Origin of the sequence: Aeromonas sp. 600774 (assembly GCF_049175075.1) — a bacterium.
Taxonomy (GTDB): Bacteria; Pseudomonadota; Gammaproteobacteria; order Enterobacterales; family Aeromonadaceae; genus Aeromonas; species Aeromonas veronii_A.
Map to the genome: position 1 here is coordinate 141,158 of NZ_JAAKUJ010000007.1, position 16,827 is coordinate 157,984.

General features: G+C 58.4%; 14 protein-coding genes and 1 tRNA gene. 5 read left to right on the forward strand and 10 right to left on the reverse strand.

The genetic code is table 11. The features are described 5' to 3' along the window. Positions 1–26: 26 nt before the first annotated feature. From G5171_RS09590 to tadA, 7 genes are all read right to left on the reverse strand, one after another. Positions 27–569, reverse strand: coding sequence for a hypothetical protein (locus tag G5171_RS09590; RefSeq protein WP_167558049.1), 543 nt, complete (start codon positions 567–569; stop codon positions 27–29). A gap of 19 nt (positions 570–588) precedes the next feature. Continuing rightward, positions 589–1,908: a hemolysin family protein gene (locus G5171_RS09595; protein WP_005334094.1), complete on the reverse strand. Its 1,320-nt coding sequence runs from the start codon at positions 1,906–1,908 to the stop codon at positions 589–591. A 189-nt stretch (positions 1,909–2,097) separates the two neighbouring features. Continuing rightward, on the reverse strand, positions 2,098–2,808 hold the full coding sequence (gene phoU / locus G5171_RS09600) for a phosphate signaling complex protein PhoU (RefSeq protein ID WP_005334097.1): 711 nt from the start codon (positions 2,806–2,808) through the stop codon (positions 2,098–2,100). Between the two features lie 85 nt (positions 2,809–2,893). Continuing rightward, complete coding sequence (gene pstB, locus G5171_RS09605) at positions 2,894–3,712, reverse strand: phosphate ABC transporter ATP-binding protein PstB (protein ID WP_236350713.1); 819 nt, start codon at positions 3,710–3,712, stop codon at positions 2,894–2,896. 133 nt (positions 3,713–3,845) lie between these two features. After that, the gene (gene pstA, locus G5171_RS09610; protein ID WP_005359546.1) at positions 3,846–5,495 is read right to left on the reverse strand and encodes a phosphate ABC transporter permease PstA; all 1,650 of its coding nucleotides are present in this window, start codon (positions 5,493–5,495) and stop codon (positions 3,846–3,848) included. A 32-nt stretch (positions 5,496–5,527) separates the two neighbouring features. Next, on the reverse strand, positions 5,528–7,765 hold the full coding sequence (locus tag G5171_RS09615; protein WP_139400607.1) for an ABC transporter permease subunit: 2,238 nt from the start codon (positions 7,763–7,765) through the stop codon (positions 5,528–5,530). Between the two features lie 204 nt (positions 7,766–7,969). Beyond that, on the reverse strand, positions 7,970–8,515 hold the full coding sequence (tadA, locus tag G5171_RS09620) for a tRNA adenosine(34) deaminase TadA (protein WP_265177713.1): 546 nt from the start codon (positions 8,513–8,515) through the stop codon (positions 7,970–7,972). A 249-nt stretch (positions 8,516–8,764) separates the two neighbouring features. Between tadA and G5171_RS09625 the strand changes: the two genes are divergently transcribed. The 4 genes from G5171_RS09625 (at position 8,765) to aceA (ending at position 12,888) form a co-directional block, all read left to right on the forward strand. Then, positions 8,765–8,841, forward strand: a tRNA-Pro gene (locus tag G5171_RS09625). 223 nt (positions 8,842–9,064) lie between these two features. Then, positions 9,065–9,205 (forward strand): hypothetical protein, encoded by a 141-nt coding sequence (locus G5171_RS09630; RefSeq protein WP_005334106.1) that lies wholly within the window; start codon positions 9,065–9,067, stop codon positions 9,203–9,205. A gap of 688 nt (positions 9,206–9,893) precedes the next feature. After that, positions 9,894–11,501: a malate synthase A gene (gene aceB / locus G5171_RS09635; RefSeq protein ID WP_421260094.1), complete on the forward strand. Its 1,608-nt coding sequence runs from the start codon at positions 9,894–9,896 to the stop codon at positions 11,499–11,501. A gap of 73 nt (positions 11,502–11,574) precedes the next feature. After that, positions 11,575–12,888 carry an isocitrate lyase gene (gene aceA / locus G5171_RS09640; protein ID WP_139406426.1) on the forward strand — a complete coding sequence of 438 codons (1,314 nt, stop codon included), beginning with the start codon at positions 11,575–11,577 and terminating at the stop codon, positions 12,886–12,888. Positions 12,889–12,994: 106 nt separating this feature from the next. On the opposite strand, the gene hda is transcribed toward aceA, so the two are convergent. The 3 genes from hda to upp all read right to left on the reverse strand — a co-directional run bounded on the left by hda (position 12,995) and on the right by upp (position 15,595). Continuing rightward, positions 12,995–13,696, reverse strand: coding sequence for a DnaA inactivator Hda (gene hda, locus G5171_RS09645; protein ID WP_013723920.1), 702 nt, complete (start codon positions 13,694–13,696; stop codon positions 12,995–12,997). A 102-nt stretch (positions 13,697–13,798) separates the two neighbouring features. Beyond that, positions 13,799–14,818 (reverse strand): DUF2066 domain-containing protein, encoded by a 1,020-nt coding sequence (locus G5171_RS09650; RefSeq protein WP_139406423.1) that lies wholly within the window; start codon positions 14,816–14,818, stop codon positions 13,799–13,801. A gap of 150 nt (positions 14,819–14,968) precedes the next feature. After that, a complete protein-coding gene (upp, locus tag G5171_RS09655) occupies positions 14,969–15,595 on the reverse strand; it encodes a uracil phosphoribosyltransferase (protein ID WP_005334115.1) in 627 nt (208 codons plus the stop codon). A gap of 176 nt (positions 15,596–15,771) precedes the next feature. Here upp and purM point away from each other — a divergent pair, with 176 nt between their 5' ends. Continuing rightward, a complete protein-coding gene (gene purM, locus G5171_RS09660; protein WP_421243982.1) occupies positions 15,772–16,809 on the forward strand; it encodes a phosphoribosylformylglycinamidine cyclo-ligase in 1,038 nt (345 codons plus the stop codon). Positions 16,810–16,827: the final 18 nt, after the last annotated feature.

Consider the following 16,827-nt stretch of genomic DNA (forward strand, 5'->3'; position numbering starts at 1 on the left):
CATCACTATCTTGATCCGCTGGCGACTTAACGCCCGGCCAGCACTCGCTTGATCTGCTTGACCCAGTCGGAGACCCGACCCTGCTGTGGCAAACCGCGCCAGATCTGCTCCCACTGGGCAGGGCTGAGCGGACGACCGAGGCGACGCTGTACACCTGCATAGAGGTAGTCATGGGCCGTGGTGGCCGCATGCTCGGAGGTGAGGAATTTGGAGACCGGATCGGTCAACCGCACATCCCGCATGCCGAGCAGCGGATAGTCGTTGTGCACCGCCGCCAGCATGGTCTCGCGCATGGCGGACTCGATGTAACCACGGGCAAACAGGGCGGTCACCGACTCCAGCGACCCCTGATCCGGGCCGTGGTACTGCTCATCAAAGACCGGGCTCGGCTCGACCATGCCGCTTTGCACCACCGCGTCGGGATCCGGCTGCGGCACCACCACGGCAGGCTTGGGGGCAACCGGCTTGGCAGCCACTGTGGCTTTGCGCGGCGCACTCTGGCTACAGGCACCCAGTGCCAGGGCGAGCGCGACACAGGCCAGCGCACGGGAATGAGACTGCATCTTCATGACTCTTATGTCGCTCCTTTTACGATTCCTGAGCTGGCTTCTCGGCCACAGCCGGTTCGACCCGGGTAACCAGCAGCTGATCAATCTTGTAACTGTCGATATCGACCACTTCGAACTTGTAACCGGCGTATTTGACCGAGTCAGTGCGCTTGGGGATCTTGCGCAGCATATACATGATAAAGCCGGCGATGGTCTCGTAGTTCTGGTTCTCGGGAAACTCTTCGATATCGAAGGCGCGCATCACGTCGGAGATGGGGGTGACCCCGTCCACCAGCCAGGAGTTCTCGTCGCGCTGGACGATCTGCTCTTCCACCACGTGGGTGGCCCACTCACCCATGACGGTACTCATCAGGTCGTTCATGGTGACAATCCCCACCACCAGCGCGTACTCGTTCATCACCACGGCAAAGTCACCACGATGATTCTTGAAGTACTCCATCGCCTCATAGAGGTTCAGGGTATCGGGGATGATGATGACGTTCTGCACCAGATTGCCACCGATAAGGTCGATGCTCTGGCCACCGATAACGCGGATCAGCAGCTCTTTTGCATCGACAAAGCCCTTGATGCTGTCGAGGTTGTGGTCACAGACCAGAAACTTGTTGTGGGGATGCTCGGCGATCTTCGCCTTGATGCTCTCTTCGCTCTCTTGCAGGGTGAAGTAGATAAGGCTCTCGCGGGCCGTCATGGCAGAGGTGACACCAAGGGACTGCAACTCGAACACGTTCTCGATGAGCTGATGCTCCTCGCGCTGGATAACCCCCGCCTCGGCACCGGCATCCATCACCGCATAGATATCGTCGGAGGTGATCTCGTCGTTACGCACCGTGGAGACGCGCATCAGACGGAACAGGGAGTTGGCCAATCCGTTGAAGACCCACACCAGCGGCATCAGCACGGTGACGAAGAAGAGCATGGGGCGCACCACCACCACGGCAATCTGCTCGGGCATGGTCATAGCCAGACGCTTGGGCATCAGATCGGCGATCAGGATAAACATGCCGGTGACGAACACGAAGGAGGCACCGGAGCTGATCTCGCCAAGCCAGGGCCCTTGGTAGAACTGGGAGACAATCCCCTTGATGGCGGGGTTGAGGGCAGACTCACCCAGGATACCGCCCAGAATGGCGACGGTATTGAGGCCAATCTGCACCACGGTGAAAAAGTTGCCCGGCTGGGCCTGCAGGGCCAGCACCTTTTCGGCCTGGCGATTACCTTCATCTGCCATCACCTGCAATTTGATTTTGCGAGACGCGGCGAGAGAGATCTCGGAGAGGGAGAAGAACACACTGCCGCCAACCAGCAGCATTAAAAAGAACAAACTATCGGCAAAACTCATGATTAACCTATTGCTACACCCGCCTTAGCACAAGACGGCAAACTGGGCCCGGGAGACCGGACCGTGAGCCCATCCGGGACTCACACAGGGGAGTATTCTATCAGAAAACAGCCAGTTGGGGGCTTTATCTTACTCCGACCAGTTATGCAACAAAAAAGGCGCTTCACGCGCCTTTTTATTCACTTCCGGTTAGCCCTTGCCCAGCAAGGTGCCCAGATCGTCCGCCTTGGTATGGCGCACATCCTTGCCTTTCACGTAGTAGACGATGTACTCGCAGATGTGCTGGCAACGATCGCCAACCCGCTCGATGGCCCGCGCCGCCCACAGCACGTTGAGAACCTGGGGGATGGTGCGGGGATCTTCCATCATATAGGTCATCAGCTCGCGAATGATGGACTCGTACTCACGGTCTACCTTGTCATCTTCCTTGTAGACCGCCAGCGCCGCATCCAGATCCATACGGGCGAAGGCGTCGAGCACATCGTGCAGCATCTTGATGGTGCGACGGCCCATGTTCTCCAGCGACACCAGCGGCGGCTGCGGCTTGTTGGCGTTGTCGGTCAGCATGCGGGCGATCTTGTCGGCCACGTCGCCAATGCGCTCCAGATCGGTGATGGTCTTGATGATGGCCATCACCAGTCGCAGGTCGGAGGCAGTCGGCTGACGCTTGGCGATGATGCGGGTGCACTCCTCGTCAATCGCCACTTCCATCGCGTTGACCTTGTGGTCGTTGGCCACGATTTTACGCGCCGCATCGAGATCCTGATCGTGGATCGCCGCGATGGCGTCGGTGAGTTGCTGCTCTACCAGACCGCCCATCACCAGCACCTGGTTGCGCACGCTCTCTAGCTCGGCATTGAACTGACCGGAGATGTGTTTATTGAGGTTCATATTGTCCATACAAATAATCCTTGATTGCTCCGATTATGCCTTAGCCGTTGAACCGACTGCCAATCTGTTTGCTGAGATTCATCCTCTCCTCTCCTTAGCCGTAACGACCGGTAATGTAATCTTCGGTCTTTTTCTTGGCCGGGGTGGTGAAAATGGTGTTGGTATCCGAGTACTCGATAAGCTCGCCCATATACATGAAGGCAGTCTGATCCGACACGCGCGCAGCCTGTTGCATGTTGTGGGTCACGATCACCACGGTGAACTGGCTCTTGAGCTCGTTGATCAGCTCCTCGATGGTGAGGGTGGAGATGGGGTCGAGCGCCGAGGTCGGTTCATCGAGCAGCAACACTTCCGGCTCGATGGCGATGGCACGGGCGATCACCAGACGCTGCTGCTGACCACCGGAGAGACCGAAGGCGTTGTCATGCAGACGATCCTTCACCTCGTCCCACAAGGCCGCACCGCGCAGGGAGCGCTCGGCCGCTTCATCCAGAGTGCGACGATCGTTGATCCCCTGCAGGCGCAGACCATAGACCACGTTCTCGTAGATGGACTTGGGAAACGGGTTCGGGCGCTGGAACACCATGCCCACCTGACGACGCAGGGCGGAAACATCGACGCTCTTGTCATAGATGTTGTGGCCGTGCAGCTGGATTTCCCCCTCGATGCGGCAGATCTCCACCAGATCGTTCATCCGGTTGATGCAGCGCAGCAGGGTCGATTTGCCACAGCCTGACGGGCCGATAAAGGCGGTCACCTGCCCTTTGGGGATCTTCATGTTGACGTTGAACAGCGCCTGCTTGCTGCCGTAGTACAGGTTGAGACCCTTCACCTCCAGCGCGGTCTGCTCCGGGGTCAGGTTGAGCAGGTCCAGCGCGGTGTGCTGGGTAGACGTGGTCGTTACGTTGATCATCTGTTACCTCAAAATCAATCTGGAGTGGCCGGACTGCTGCCGGCGCCCCTCACGTATTGGTGCAGAGAGATGGCGGCTCGCGCTCGGCCGCCCCTCTGTTATCTCACTCTTGTATCACTCAAGCGGCGCCGGATTAATGCTCCAGCGACCGGAATTTCTCGCGCAAGTGGTTACGAATACCGATAGCGGTCAGGTTCAGACCCACGATCACCGTCACCAGCAGGAAGGAGGTGGCGTAGACCAGCGGGCGGGCCGCCTCGACGTTGGGGCTCTGGAAGCCGACGTCATAGATGTGGAATCCCAGGTGCATGAACTTGCGCTCCACATGCAGATACGGGAAGTTGCCATCCATCGGCAGGGTCGGTGCCAGTTTTACCACCCCCACCAGCATCAGCGGCGCCACTTCACCGGCTGCACGGGCAATCGCCAGAATAAGGCCGGTCATGATGGCCGGGCTCGCCATCGGCAGCACGATGCGCCAGAGGGTTTCGGCTTGGGTCGCGCCCAGTGCCAGCGAGCCCTGACGGATGGTGCTCGGGATCCGCGCCAACCCCTCTTCGGTGGAGACAATCACCACCGGCAGGGTCAGGATGGCCAGGGTCAGCGCCGACCAGATCACGCCGGGTGAACCAAAGGTCGGGCTCGGCAGCGCTTCCGGGTAGAACAGCTGGTCTAACGAACCGCCGAGAGTGTAGACGAAGAAGCCCAGACCAAACACGCCGTAGACGATGGAGGGCACGCCCGCCAGGTTGATCACCGCGATGCGGATGATCTTGGTCAGGCTGTTCTTGCCCGCATATTCGTGCAGGTAGACTGCCGCTACCACCCCCAGCGGGGTCACGATGATCGCCATCAGGAACACCATGAAGACGGTGCCGAAGATGGCCGGGAACACCCCACCCTCGGTGTTGGCTTCACGGGGATCGTCAGAGACGAACTTACCGATCTGGTGGAACCAGTGACCCACCTTGGCCAGCAGGCTCATGTCGTTGGGCCATACCACATCCAGTACCTTGGACATCGGCATGGTCACCAACTCGCCACGCATATCCTTGACGGTGATGGCGTCGCGGTCCGCTTGGCTACGCAGTGAGAAGAGCTCTTTTTCCAGCACCTGATAGCGATCGTTGAGGGCCTGACGCTCGCTGGCCAGTTCGGCTTTGAGCTGATCAGTCAGCTTGTCATCCAGCTCGGCCTTGCGCTCTTTCAGGCGCAGCCGCTCCAGTTGATAGTTGATGCTGCCGATGTCCCCTTTTTGCAGATCGTTGGCCTGTTCTGAAAGGGCATTGGCTCGCGCCAGCACCCGCTGCAGGGCAGGATGCAGATCAGAGGTGAGCTCGCGGCCATCCTCTTTCACCCCAACGATATAGCCATAGAAGTTGCCGTTGGTGGCACGCTCAACCATGGCCAGCTCGGCTGGCTGGCTCTGGGACTTGATGTCCGTCTCCAGCACCCAGCGAAAATCGAGGTCAACAAACTCGCGGTTGCCGGTCTTGACCAGATAGCGGGTCAGCAGCTCGCGCTCTTCCCCTTCCAGCGCCAGACCTGCGGCGCGCAGTCGCTCCACCGGAACCTGCTCGCGATCGTTGATTTCGCCGATCAGTACGCTCTTGTTGCCGCTGGCGTCTTCCAGCTGCCACTCATAGATGGGGTGCGGCCAGAAGTAGACCAGACCACGCCAGCCGATCAGCAGCAGCAGACCCAGTACCGCCACCAGACTCAGGCTGACGGCACCGCCGGTCATCCAGATCCAGGGGGCCCCTGATTTAAACCACTTACCCATTGTCGATTCCTTGTCCATTACAGAGTCGCCCCTTACATCGAGCTGTATTTTTCACGCAACCGCTGACGGACAAATTCGGCCAGGGTGTTGAACAAAAAGGTGAACACAAACAGGACGAAGGCCGCGAGGAACAGTACCCGATAGTGGGAGCTGCCCACTTCCGATTCCGGCATCTCCACCGCGATGTTGGCGGCGAGGGTGCGCAGCCCCTGGAACATGGAGAAGTCCATGATGGGGGTGTTGCCGGTAGCCATCAGCACGATCATGGTCTCGCCCACGGCGCGGCCGAGGCCCATCATCACCGCAGAGAAGATGCCCGGGCTCGCGGTGAGGATCACCACCCGGCTCAGGGTCTGCCACGGGGTGGCCCCCAGCGCCAGCGAGCCTTGGGTCAGGTGCTTGGGCACCGAGAAGACCGCATCTTCAGCGATGGAGAAGATGGTGGGGATGACCGCAAAGCCCATGGCGATACCGACCACCAGCGAGTTGCGCTGGTCAAACTTGATGCCCATTTCGTGAGTCAGCCAGATGCGCGAATCACCGTGCATAAAGGCGTTCTCGATGAGCGGGCTCAGGGCGAAGGCACCCCAGCCAATCAGCAGCAGCACCGGGATCAGCAGGATGGCGTGCCACCCCTCCGGCAGCAAGGACTTGCCGCGCTCCGGCAGATAGTTCCAGAGCAGTGCAGTCAGCAGCATCCCCATCGGCAGCAATACCAGCAGCAGGATCACCCCGGGCAAGGCACCCTCGATGATCGGCGCGAGCCACAGACCCGCCAGGAAGCCCAGGATAACGGTCGGCAGCGCCGCCATGATCTCGACCGTCGGCTTGACGTATTTGCGCAGCCCCGCCGACATGAAGTAGGCGGTATAGATGGCACCAGCCACGCCGAGCGGTACAGCAAACACCATGGCGTAAAAAGAGGCTTTCAGCGTACCGAATACCAGCGGCACCAAACTCAGCTTGGCTTCAAAGTCGTTGCTGGCGGAGGTGGATTGCCACACATACTGGGGCTCCGGATAGCCTTCATACCACACCTGTTGCCAGAGGGCAGACCAGGTCACTTCGGGGTGTTCGTTCTCCACCGAGAAGAGCTTGAAGCTGTTCCCTTGCTGCATCAGCAACAGGTTGTGACGGGGGGAGATGGCCAGGGCAGAGAGTTCGCCCCCTTCCACCGTCTCGGTCAGCAGCTTGGTCTCGCCGGTGGCGTGGAAGAAGCTGATGATGCCGTCCTTGTCGGCACTGATGAAGCCTTTGCGAAAGTGCTCGGGAGTCAGCAGATCTACCGCGCCATCGCCCTTGAAGTCACGAATTTGGGTGAACTGGCGTTTGCCATCCTTCGCCACTTCGAACCACTGTGAAATCACGCCGTTGTCATTACCCACCAGCAGTGAAGAGGCGCCGGAGAGCAGCTGAACCCGGGTCACATTGGCGTTGGGGGCATTGATCTCCAACACGTTGCGCAGGGAGATTTCGCTCAGGTTATGAATGTCATAGACGGAGAGGCGATTACCCTCGCGCACGAACAGGATCCGCAGATTGGGGGTCAGCAACATCTGATCCACATGGCGCGGCAGGGAGGGAATCGTGTAGTTTTCACTGCTCCACTCAATCTCCCCGGAGATGAAGTTCTCCTCACCGCTCATCACCGTCATCACGCCACGACCATCTTCGGTCACGGCGGCGGTCGCCATCTTGTCCTTGGTGGCTTCGAACACCATCAGTTGCAGTGCCTTCCCTTGCGGGTCGATCACCACCGGCTCTTCGCCGAAGGGATATTGCAGGCTGGGTTCAATCACCCGCACATCGTTGGGATAGGAGACCTTGAACGCTGGCTGGACGACCTGCGCCTTACCATCGGCAAAGCCGTAGGCGATCAGCCGCTGACCAGGAGCAGGGGTCGCTACCGTGGTGATGTCACCAGCAACCTGGGCCTGACCCAGTGACTGGCCGACCTTGATTTTGTCATCTCCCTGCACCGCAAAGAAGTTGACCTGCCCTTTATCGCTGAAGCGATAGCCGATCTCGTTCTGCTCTTCCACGCCGAGCCAGGCGGTCTTCCCTGCGGCAGGCAGGGTAAACGAGGCGGTCGGCTCCATGGAGGCGCCATTGAAGATGGGTTTCACCACATAGAGCAGATAAAAGAAGATGAGCAGCAGCGCCACCAGTACCAGGGCTCCGCCTGTGGTGACGCCATATTTGGCCAATTTATCCTTGATCCGGCGTTTTCTACTGCCCGCCATGACCAGGTTTAACGATTCCGATGACATGCAAGACCTCAATGTAAGCTAGGCTTCGCGGCATTATATGGCGGTTGCATGACAGTTTTGTTACATCGAGAACGCTTTAACAGAGGTTGTTAGCGGAAAAATGGGCGGGGATCCCTTCGAAGGCTGGCGAGCGTAATATATTGTTTATAAAGGGATATTTATGCTGATAATCAGCAAGGGCAGCCTGCGCTGCCCCCGAATGATTCAGGAAAGGGTATCGTTTGATTGTTGCAGCGCCAGTTTGGCTGCCTTTTTCTCGGCACGGCGGCGCTTGAAGAAGGCTGACAACTGGGCCGAGCAGGCATCGGCCAGCACACCGCCGGTCAGCTCGACTCTGTGATTGTGGCGCGGGTCCTGCAAGATCTCGAACACCGACCCCGCGGCACCGGTCTTGAGATCTCGGGCGCCGTAAACCACCCGCTTGACCCGGCTATGGATCAGCGCACCGGCACACATACAGCAGGGCTCCAGCGTCACATAAAGGGTGGTGTCGAGCAGGCGGTAGTTCGCCAGCTGCTTGCCCGCAGCCCGGATTGCCATCACCTCGGCATGGGCACAGGCATCGTGTTCGCTGATGGAGCGGTTCCACCCCTCTCCCACCACCTGACCATCCAGCACCAGTACGGCACCGACCGGGATCTCGCCAATCCCTTCGGCCCGGGCGGCCAATGCCATGGCATGGCGCATCCACTGTTCGTCCTGCTCGGTTTGACTCGGTGTCTCTGGGACCTCTGATGGTTTCACGCCCATCCCCTCTTTATATTGTTCAATTGTGCTGTTTGCATTCCAGCTATCCACATCTGTCAGATAATTCCATAGATAGCAGGCATGAGAGCTCGCGGTGACAGGGCGGCGATTATGCCAAATCTGCACGTCAGACCCAAGCCGCATCCCGACTGAGCAATAAAGAAGCAATCAGCATCTCTATGATAAAAAAGGAGTTGCACCCGTTTGGCCATGCTATTAGACTTCCACCCCGTCAGCCGAGTCTGACTCCGTCGGTGTGTAGCGCAGCCAGGTAGCGCATCTGCATGGGGTGTAGAGGGTCGGAGGTTCGAATCCTCTCACACCGACCATTTTCCCCGAGAATAGCCCAGTCAAACGACTGGGCTATTTTTTTGCCTCCGATTTATCCTCCTGACAACGCCAGCCTACCAAGAACAAAAAACACTCAGAACCACTTGAATCTTTTTGCCGAACTCATTAAGATGCGCAACTTTCCGCCGGTAGACAACACAGGGAGGTGGAAACACGAGTGAAGGGATCACTGTCCGGTTTGCGTGCAACACAGGACCAGGCATGAACCAGAACACCGATTTCGCACCCGCCATTACGCTTTATTCCGTTCCTCACGACACCCCTTGCCACACCGAAAGCGAAAATGAACAGGTCATTCAGCTGGATGTGATCGATCTGGCCGAACCGGATGATGACTATTGAGCCCGGCCAGATGGCCGCTCAATCACTGGGGCATCGCCTGTTCAACACACTCAGTTTCACACCCTTGGCGAGAAATCTGCAAAAAACGACAAACTGCTAATTCTATCAAGGATGGCAGTATTATTGACTAATGCGTCTCCCTCTTCCCTCCCCGGCATCCCCCCCGACAATTGATACAAACCTACGTTATTGCGCTTCACTTTCCATCGTTGCAACCGCTGGTGCCAACAGAGCCTGCATCACCACACCAAGTTTAAAACGCACGTTCACCAACTAGATCTAGCAATAGCAAAACATTCATTGCCACATTCAAACGCACTTTATACGGCTGTTTTGGCAAAGCCTGGAGTTAGGTCGGGATTTGTTTTTGCATTTGTAATTTTATTACGTAATAAGTTACAGAGCGAGGGGCAAGGTAACGGCCCAAATTAGCCGTTGTCAGATGGGAAAAAGCAGGAGCATAACCATCTGCGTAGAGTTTTTATACCAACCAAATAAAGCAATAAAAAACATCAACTTAACTATATCAAAAAAACAGGCGTTTAAAAAAAACTGTTGACGTAATCAACAATATTTCGCACCTTATCAATCGTGTTATCCCGTTGTTGCGGGAACGTTTTAGGAACAGGGATTCGACTTTAGTCGTAGTTAGTAAGTTCAAAATGTAATTCTCAAAGGAGTGAACCTTATGTCGGCACCGGCTCAGACCCACTGCAGCGCCCGCCTTCGCATCCAGGGCGAGATGCTGCCCGAATACGCGCAAATTCTGACGCCGGACGCGGTGGCTCTGGTCTCCGAACTGGTGGAACGTTTTGCTCCCCAAAGAGGGGAGTTGCTGAAACAACGTGTGGCACGTCAGGCCCGTATCGATGGTGGCGAGCTGCCGGACTTCCTGCCGGAAACCGCCCACATCCGTGAAGGTGACTGGACCATTCGCGGCATTCCTGCCGACCTGCAAGACCGCCGTGTGGAGATCACAGGCCCGGTCGAGCGCAAGATGGTGATCAACGCCCTCAACGCCAACGTCAAGGTGTTCATGGCGGATTTCGAGGATTCACTGGCACCCGCCTGGAACAAGGTGATCGAGGGCCAAATCAACCTGCGCGATGCGGTCAACGGCAGCATTTCTTACACCAGTCCGGAAGGTAAGGCTTATACCCTGAACCCCAATCCGGCCGTCCTCATTTGCCGGGTGCGCGGTCTGCACCTGCCGGAAAAACATGTCACCTTCGATGGCGAACCCATCCCCGGCGGCCTGTTCGATTTTGCCCTCTACTTCCTGCACAACTATCAGGCGCTGCTGGCCAAAGGCTCGGGCCCCTACTTCTACGTGCCCAAGTTGCAGAGCCATCTGGAAGGGCGTTGGTGGAGCGAGGTGTTCGCCTGGACCGAGGACAAGTTCGGTCTGCCCCGTGGCACCATTAAGGCCACCGTGCTGATTGAAACCCTGCCAGCCGTATTCGAGATGGATGAGCTGCTCTATCAGATGAAGGATCACATCGTTGCGCTGAACTGCGGCCGCTGGGACTACATCTTCAGCTATATCAAAACCTTGAAGAACCATCCGGATCGGGTACTGCCTGATCGTCAGGTGGTGACCATGGACAAGCCGTTCCTCTCCGCCTACTCGCGGCTGCTGATCAAGACCTGCCACAAGCGCGGAGCGCTGGCGATGGGCGGTATGGCGGCCTTTATTCCGGCCAAGGATGCCGCCGTCAACGAGCAGGTCTTCGCCAAGGTCAAAGCGGACAAGGAGCGCGAAGCCAACAACGGCCACGATGGCACCTGGGTCGCCCACCCTGGCCTGGCCGATACCGCCATGGCGGTGTTCAATGCCACCATTGCGGCTGGTGCCAAGAACCAGCTCGGCGTGCTGCGTGAGCAGGATGCCCCCATCACCGCCGCCGACCTGCTGGCACCCTGTGAGGGCGAGCGCACCGAGGCGGGGATGCGCACCAATATCCGGGTTGCCCTGCAATATCTGGAGGCCTGGATCAACGGCAACGGCTGCGTCCCCATCTACGGTCTGATGGAAGATGCCGCCACCGCCGAGATCTCCCGTACCTCCATCTGGCAGTGGATCCGCCACGGCAAGAGCCTGTCGAATGGCAAGGTGGTGACCAAAGAGCTGTTCCGCCAGATGCTGGCCGAGGAGCTGGAGGTGGTCAAAGCCGAGGTGGGCGCCGCACGCTGGCAAGCAGGACGCTTTGCCGAGGCGAGTGAACTGATGGAAGAGATCACCTGCGCCGACACCCTGATCGATTTTCTGACGCTGCCCGGTTACGAGCGGCTCTGAATCACGGGCCCCCAGCGGGGCTCGCCAATAACAAGTCAATGGAAACGTGAAATCAATGAAAGAGGGAACTGATATGGCACTGACCCGTGAGCAACAGATCCAGGCTATCGAGAAAGACTGGGCGGAAAACCCCCGCTGGAAAGGGATCAAGCGCGGCTACAGCGCCGAAGATGTGGTGAACCTGCGCGGCAGCTTGCAGCCGGTGCACACCCTGGCTCAGCGCGGTGCCGACAAGCTGTGGGGCCTGATCCACGGCGACGCCAAGAAAGGCTACGTCAACTGCCTCGGCGCCCTGACCGGTGGTCAGGCGGTGCAGCAGGCCAAGGCGGGGATCGAGGCGATCTACCTCTCCGGCTGGCAGGTGGCGGCGGATAACAACTTGTCCTCCACCATGTATCCGGATCAGTCCCTCTACCCGGCCAACTCTGTACCGTCCGTGGTGGAGCGCATCAACAACTCCTTCGCCCGTGCCGACCAGATCCAGTGGGCCAACAAGATCGGGCCGCAGGACGAGGGTTTTATCGACTACTTCCTACCTATCGTGGCCGATGCGGAAGCCGGTTTCGGTGGCGTATTGAACGCCTTCGAACTGATGAAGGGAATGATTGAAGCGGGCGCCGCTGGCGTGCACTTCGAAGATCAGCTCGCTTCCGTCAAGAAGTGTGGCCATATGGGCGGCAAGGTGCTGGTACCGACTCAGGAAGCGGTGCAAAAGCTGGTTGCCGCCCGTCTGGCAGCCGATGTGTGCGGCACCACCACCCTGGTGATCGCCCGTACCGACGCCAACGCCGCTGACCTGCTGACCACCGACGCCGACCCGTACGATGCAGACTTCCTGACTGGCGAGCGCACTGCCGAAGGGTTCTACAAGGTGCGTGCCGGTATCGATCAGGCCATCGCTCGCGGTCTGGCTTACGCCCCCTACGCCGACATGGTGTGGTGTGAAACCGCCAAGCCGGATCTGGACGAAGCGCGTAAATTTGCCGAAGCAATCAAGGCCAAGTTCCCGGATCGCATCCTGGCCTACAACTGCTCCCCGAGCTTCAACTGGAAGAAGAATCTGGACGATGCCACCATCGCCCGCTTCCAGCAGGAGCTCTCCGATATGGGTTACAAGTACCAGTTCATCACCCTCGCGGGTATCCACAACATGTGGTTCCACATGTACGAGCTGGCCTACCAGTACGCCCGTGGCGAAGGGATGAAGCACTACGTCGAGATGGTGCAGGAGCCGGAATTTGCCGCCGCCAGCCGTGGTTACACCTTCGTGGCCCACCAGCAGGAGGTAGGTACCGGTTACTTCGACAAGGTGACCACCGTCATTCAGGGTGGCCAATCCTCGGTCACCGCACTGACCGGCTCCACCGAAGAAGATCAGTTCCACTGATAGGCAGAGCCCTTTGAAATAGCAAAACCCCGGTCTGAAGCCGGGGTTTCTTTTTATCTGCCACTCAAACGAAAGTCAGGTGCACAACCGCACACCGCCGAGAGGATCAGAGCTCGAGGATCTCTTTAACAAAGGGGATGGTGAGCTTGCGCTTGGCGCGAAATGAGGCATTGTCGAGCTGATTGAGAGTGGTGAGCAGGGTGCGCATATCGCGGGAGAGTCGGTTCAGCAGGAAGCGGCCCACATCGATGGGCAGTTTGAAGCCCCGCAGCTCGGCACGCAGCTGCAGGGCACTGAGCTTGCCTTCGTCATCCAGCTCTTCGAGATGGAAACTCACCCCCCAGTCGAGGCGCGAAGCGAGATCCGGCAGCTGCAGCCCCAGTTTGCGCGGTGCGCTGCAGCCGGTGACCACCAGCGTTCCCTCGCCCTTCTCCTGCCAGCGGTTATAGAAATCGAACAGCGCCCGCTCCCACACGGCATTGCCGGCGATCGCCTCAAGGCTGTCGAGACAGACCAGCGGCAAGCTTTCGAGGGCATCGAGCATGCTGGGGTCGAGCTGTTCAAACTGATCGAGGGAGAGATAGGCCGCCGCCGCATCGCGGGCGTTGACCTCGGCACAGGTGGCGTGGAGCAGATGAGAGCGTCCGGATCCCTTGGCTCCCCAGAAATAGAGGAAAGGCGATCCCTGACCGATGGCCGCGTTTTTGAGAGCGGTGATCAGATGAGCATTGTTGCCGGGATAAAAACTGACGAAGGTTTCATCATCCGGTAGTTGTACGGCTAAAGACAGTTGGGCCGGTTGCTTCACTCGTTGGGCTTTGACTGTGACATTTGTGGCTAAGTGTACCATCGCAATGGCAGATAGAGAACCGCCCGGGCAAGCCGGGCGGTCTACAAAAGCCTTATAAAATCAGGGCTGCGACCATTGGTAACGCAAACCGCTGCCATTATCGTCAACCTTGCGCAAACGACTCTCAAGCTGCAGCGCCCGCACCAGCTCGGCCTGATCCCCTTGCAGGGTAAAGTTGAAGGTGACCTGGTCTCCCTCCAGCTTGCCGATCGCCACCTTGCTGACGTTGGCCATCCCCTGCAGCATCTTCTGCACGGCGATCATGCTGTCCACTTCGGAGAGGCCATCCACCACCAGGGTCTGGCTGGTTGCCGGACCCGAAATGCGGGCACCGTAGTTTTTCACCAGCCAGGCCGCCAGGGTATCGGCAAACCCTTGCGCCACTTCGGCCTGAGTGCCGGTGCTATTGCCACGGGTCAGCTCGGTCACTTCACCGGCCGCTTTGGGACCGTAGAGTCCCCAATCGATGCTCCACTTGTCACCTTCCGGTGTCAGCTTGCCCAGCACCACCATCTCGGCGCCATAGCGCTGGCTTGCCTGCAAAATCGGGTCGGCAAAGCGTCCCCAGACGTCGGTGGCACTGACCGCCATGTTGTCATCGAGATCCATCAGCGGAATGCTGATGGGTAGCCCCAGCGCCTGGGCCTGCTCGCGCAAGGCTTGCGCCCAACCATCGCTGGATTGATCTGCCAGCAGGCGACGCTCCCCCTGATCCACCACCAGCCAGATCGCCATCTGGGGACGAGCCGGGCCAAGCAGGGCAAACTGGCTCTCGGAGACCAGGCTGTTGACCTTGTCACTCTTGAACTCGGCTTTCAGATACTTGACGGAGTCCTGATCCTGATAGCCATAGCTTTTGACATAGTCGCCCGGGGCCGCCAGCGCTTTGACCACCACCGGCTGGGTGAGGATGTCGCGCTTGCCGGTCACCTTGATCAGTACCTGACCCAGTGCCTGCCCTTGAGCGGCCACCATGTCACCACTGGTCGGGGCCTTGCCCTGATAGAGGTCGGTCACCTGAGCGGCCGAGGCCATGAACGACAAGCCGCAGCAGAGGGCGGTCACAACACGTTTGAACATGAACAGAGTCTCGAAATGGGAGAGTAAGCTTATGGTAGCGGCAAGGAGCGCCCTGCGGCAAGGCTGGCACAAGCGGCCACAAACAGCAGAGCCGGCGATGCGCCGGCTCCGATCACCCCTTCCACATGGGAAGCAGGTCAAGGCATAAACTTATTTGGTACCGAAGATCTTGTCGCCGGCGTCGCCCAGACCCGGCACGATGTAACCTTTCTCGTTCAGCCCCTGGTCGACAGAAGCGCAGTAGAGCTCTACGTCAGGATGAGCGGCTTCCAGCGCCTTGATCCCTTCCGGCGCGGCAACCAGTACCAGCACCTTGATGGATTGGCAGCCTTTCTTCTTCAGCAGATCAATGGTGGCAATCATGGAGCCACCAGTGGCCAGCATCGGATCGATGACCAGCGCCAGACGCTCTTCAATGTTGCTGACAATCTTCTCGAAATAGGGAACCGGTTGCAGGGTCTCTTCATCACGGTAGATACCGACCACGCTGACACGGGCGCTCGGCATGTGCTCCAGTACGCCATCCATCATGCCAAGGCCGGCACGCAGGATGGGTACGACGGTTACCTTCTTGCCTTTGATCTGGTCAACTTCTACTGGCCCATTCCAGCCATCGATGATAACCTTCTCGGTTTCGAAGTCAGAGGTCGCTTCATAGGTCAACAAACTGCCCACTTCTTTGGCCAGTTCACGGAAACGCTTGGTGCTGATATCGCCTTCACGCATCAGACCGATCTTGTGTTTGACCAGGGGGTGTTTGACTTCAACGACTTTCATTATTATCTCCTCTAACCTGCCGCAAAAAAATCGCGGAATCATACAACAAAAGCCACCGCTTGTAGAGCATTTCCGCGCAAAAACGCGCAAACGATTTCCTTTCTGGTTTTTCACCGCCACTGTTAGAATACGCCCCGAATTTTACCCTCCACTTCTTTACATGACGGGGAATACTCGTGACTGACAAAACCTCACTGAGCTACAAGGATGCTGGCGTAGATATCGATGCCGGCAATGCACTGGTTGAACGTATCAAGGGCGTGTCAAAGCGCACTCGTCGTCCTGAAGTCCTTGGTGGTCTTGGCGGCTTTGGGGCCTTGTGTCAAATCCCTGCGGGCTACAAGGAGCCGGTACTGGTCTCCGGTACCGATGGTGTGGGCACCAAGCTGCGGCTGGCCATCGACCTGAAGAAGCACGACACTGTGGGCATCGACCTGGTAGCCATGTGCGTCAATGATCTGATCGTACAGGGCGCCGAGCCGCTGTTCTTCCTCGACTACTATGCTACCGGCAAGCTGGACGTGGACACCGCGGCCGCAGTGGTCACCGGGATCGGTGCCGGTTGCGAGCAGTCAGGCTGTGCCCTGGTGGGCGGCGAGACCGCCGAGATGCCGGGTATGTATGAAGGGGAAGACTACGACATCGCCGGTTTCTGCGTCGGTGTGGTGGAGAAGAGCAAAATTATCGACGGCAGCAAGGTCGGTGAAGGGGATGCCCTGATCGCCCTGGCCGCCAGCGGCCCTCACTCCAATGGCTTCTCCCTGATCCGTAAAATTCTGGAAGTCTCCAAGGCCGACGTGCATCAACCGTTGGGTGACACGACCCTGGCCAACGCCCTGCTGGAGCCGACACGCATCTATGTGAAACCTGTGCTCAAGCTCATCAAGGAGTGCGAGATCCACGCCCTCTCCCACATCACAGGTGGTGGCTTCTGGGAGAACATCCCCCGCGTCCTGCCCACCAACACCCAAGCGGTAATCGATGAGCAGAGCTGGCAGTGGCCGGCAGTGTTCAGCTGGCTGCAGCAGGCTGGCAACGTTACCCGTCACGAGATGTATCGCACCTTCAACTGCGGTGTCGGCATGATCATCGTCCTGCCCGCCAACCAGCTGGAGAAGGCGCTGACCCTGCTCAAGGCGGAAGGCGAAAATGCATGGCATATCGGCCATATCGCCAAGGCAGCCGATGGTGAGGAGCAGGTCGTCATTCAATGAATGACCGGATCAACAGCC

What these genes read in the sequence shown, in the direction of transcription:
- G5171_RS09590 (WP_167558049.1), bottom strand. Translation starts at nt 569, where the DNA reads ATGAAGATGCAGTCTCATTCCCGTGCGCTGGCCTGTGTCGCGCTCGCC.
- G5171_RS09595 (WP_005334094.1), bottom strand. Translation starts at nt 1,908, where the DNA reads ATGAGTTTTGCCGATAGTTTGTTCTTTTTAATGCTGCTGGTTGGCGGC.
- phoU (WP_005334097.1), bottom strand. Translation starts at nt 2,808, where the DNA reads ATGGACAATATGAACCTCAATAAACACATCTCCGGTCAGTTCAATGCC.
- pstB (WP_236350713.1), bottom strand. Translation starts at nt 3,712, where the DNA reads ATGATCAACGTAACGACCACGTCTACCCAGCACACCGCGCTGGACCTG.
- pstA (WP_005359546.1), bottom strand. Translation starts at nt 5,495, where the DNA reads ATGGGTAAGTGGTTTAAATCAGGGGCCCCCTGGATCTGGATGACCGGC.
- G5171_RS09615 (WP_139400607.1), bottom strand. Translation starts at nt 7,765, where the DNA reads ATGTCATCGGAATCGTTAAACCTGGTCATGGCGGGCAGTAGAAAACGC.
- tadA (WP_265177713.1), bottom strand. Translation starts at nt 8,515, where the DNA reads ATGGGCGTGAAACCATCAGAGGTCCCAGAGACACCGAGTCAAACCGAG.
- G5171_RS09630 (WP_005334106.1), top strand. Translation starts at nt 9,065, where the DNA reads ATGAACCAGAACACCGATTTCGCACCCGCCATTACGCTTTATTCCGTT.
- aceB (WP_421260094.1), top strand. Translation starts at nt 9,894, where the DNA reads ATGTCGGCACCGGCTCAGACCCACTGCAGCGCCCGCCTTCGCATCCAG.
- aceA (WP_139406426.1), top strand. Translation starts at nt 11,575, where the DNA reads ATGGCACTGACCCGTGAGCAACAGATCCAGGCTATCGAGAAAGACTGG.
- G5171_RS09650 (WP_139406423.1), bottom strand. Translation starts at nt 14,818, where the DNA reads ATGTTCAAACGTGTTGTGACCGCCCTCTGCTGCGGCTTGTCGTTCATG.
- upp (WP_005334115.1), bottom strand. Translation starts at nt 15,595, where the DNA reads ATGAAAGTCGTTGAAGTCAAACACCCCCTGGTCAAACACAAGATCGGT.